The organism is Kitasatospora sp. NPDC059160, assembly GCF_042755465.1.
Taxonomy (GTDB): domain Bacteria; phylum Actinomycetota; class Actinomycetes; order Streptomycetales; family Streptomycetaceae; genus Kitasatospora.
The window spans coordinates 2285-4382 of sequence record NZ_JBHZCN010000222.1; the positions used below are offsets into that span (position 1 = coordinate 2285).

Sequence of the window (2098 nt, forward strand, 5' to 3'; positions counted from 1 at the left end):
AAGTCGGCGGCCCACGCGAACCTCGCCCGCCCGTTCCTGCACTGGTTCCTGCTCCGACGCGCACGCCAGCGCGCCGCCGTCCGCCGTTACCCGGCCTCCGCCGACCGCGATCTCAGACGGCGCGTCAGCGTGGCCTTGGAACTGCTGGCCTGGCTCGACCAGCAGCAACTGGCACTCGAAGACCTCACCCAGGAGCACCTCGATGGCTGGGTCACTGGCGGCGCGAGCCAACGGCGCTACTTGATCCGCTACTTCCTGAGCTGGACGGCGAGCCGCCGGCTCACCCGCAAGCTCACTGTCCCCTCGATCCCGCAGCAGGAGCCGCAGGCCCTGCTCGATGAGGACGACCGCTGGAGCCTCCTCCAGCGATGTCTCACCGACGATGCCCTGCCCTTGGACGTCCGAGCAGCCGGCGCGATCACCCTGCTCTTCGGTCCGTCCGCAGAGCGGCTCTGCCATCTGACGCCCGACCATCTACAGCGCGGCAGCAAGCACACCCACCTGATGCTCGGCCGCCACCCCGTCCTGTTGCCCCCGCGACTGGCCGGTCTGCTGCACCAGCTGGCGGAAGAGTCCCTGCCCGGCTCACGATCCCTGTTTGCCCAGGCCACCCCGGGCCCCCGGCTGCTGTTCCCGGGCCTGGTCCCAGGGAAGCCCATCTCGACCCACGCCATGACGCAGAAGCTCAACCGCCACGGAATCTCGGTCCGCGCGGCCCGCAACTCCGCCCTCGCCGCGCTCGCCGCCGATCTCCCCAGCCCCATCCTCGCCGACCTGACCGGCATGCACCGCCACACCGCGATCCGCTGGGTCGCCTATGCCCGACGCGACTGGGCCGAGTACCTCGCCGCACGCGCCGAGGACCAACAGGAAGGCAGACGATGACCAACGCGACCGGCCGCAACGATGAGCGCACAGTACAAGAAGTGCTCGATTATCTGATCACGCACTTGAACGACGCCCTGCGTCGTCCGGGAATGTACGGCGGCGAGACGGCGATCAGGCTCTACCTCGACGCGGTGGCGTTCGCGGACGCCTCCGAGCAGGCATGGCAGCAGGAACTGAAGGACCTGCAAACCCGCCAAGGATCCTCCTCCACCGGCGTGAGCGGAGCCTTCCAATATCTGTGGGGTGATGCACACGAGGGCGCCGTGGCCTCGGTCTACGCCGAGATCGCACACCGTCAGGGATGGCTGCGACTCGACCGGGCCCTCACCTCGGCTGAGCACGACGAGATCCGTCGTGTCAGCGAGACCTGGTGCCGCAAGGACCGCCTCCTCAGCGACATCGTCACAGCGTTCGGTCCGCCCTCGGTCCTCTTCGGGGGGAACAACCCCAACTACCCCAAGACGCTGGCATACGCGACCGACCGACGTGACGACGCCCTGCTCTGCTTCCACCTCTGGAACACCTTCGCCCCGAGTCCAAGCTCGTCGTCGGCCTCTGTCCATGCCGAACCCGTCCTCTGGGCCTTCCGGGACGGCGGCACCCTGTTCACGGACGGCTTCACGTTCACGCCGGAGGGATCCGCCCGCCGCTCCGCGGCTATGCTCCCGGTGCATGACCGCCGCCTCGCCTGAGTCCCCTTCACCGCTTCAGCACCCTGGGATCACCGGAGAGCCGGCGGACGACGACGTGTTGATCGAGAAGCTGCGTACCCGGGCCTGGGATCCGGGTCGGCGCTTCGATACGGCGAGTGTGCCAAGCGCCTGGATCGCGGAGCGCTACGGAGCTGACTGGTTTGACCGGCCCAACCCGGATCTGCGGTCGACGGGTAGCGACGGGACGGTCCAGCTCAGATCCTCGGCCGAGGAAGTCGCCTCCTACTACGCGGACTCCCCACGCGGGCTGCTGTTCCCGCCCGTCACCATGGCCGAGGTCGAGGCCGTCGAGCGCAAAATCGGTCGGCGCCTGCCCGACGTGCTCCGCCGCATCTACACCGAGGTCGCGGACGGAGGGTTCGGGCCCGATGGCGGGCTCGTCAGCCTGCGCGAGGGGAACCGGGCGCCGGGGCACCTGAGCAACTGGAAGTCCGCAGTGAGCGTCCATGAGCGGCACCGCGCGGCCGGGGTGCCGGCGTCCTGGTTCTTCCTGACAG

The 2098-nt window shown here is 69.0% G+C and carries 3 protein-coding genes; all 3 read left to right on the plus strand.

All coding sequences use genetic code 11. The annotated features are described in order from the left end of the window. Positions 1-885, plus strand: an 885-nt coding sequence (locus ACFXOZ_RS42130; RefSeq protein ID WP_380595327.1) for a hypothetical protein, incomplete at its 5' end; no start/stop codon positions are given. After that, the gene (locus ACFXOZ_RS42135; protein ID WP_380522381.1) at positions 882-1580 is read left to right on the plus strand and encodes a hypothetical protein; all 699 of its coding nucleotides are present in this window, start codon (positions 882-884) and stop codon (positions 1578-1580) included. The genes ACFXOZ_RS42130 and ACFXOZ_RS42135, both read left to right, overlap by 4 nt. Continuing rightward, a partial coding sequence (locus ACFXOZ_RS42140) for an SMI1/KNR4 family protein (protein WP_380595329.1) occupies positions 1561-2098 on the plus strand: 538 nt, incomplete at its 3' end. The genes ACFXOZ_RS42135 and ACFXOZ_RS42140, both read left to right, overlap by 20 nt.

Coding starts and splice junctions, on each gene's coding strand:
- ACFXOZ_RS42135 (WP_380522381.1), top strand. CDS start 882: ATGACCAACGCGACCGGCCGCAACGATGAGCGCACAGTACAAGAAGTG.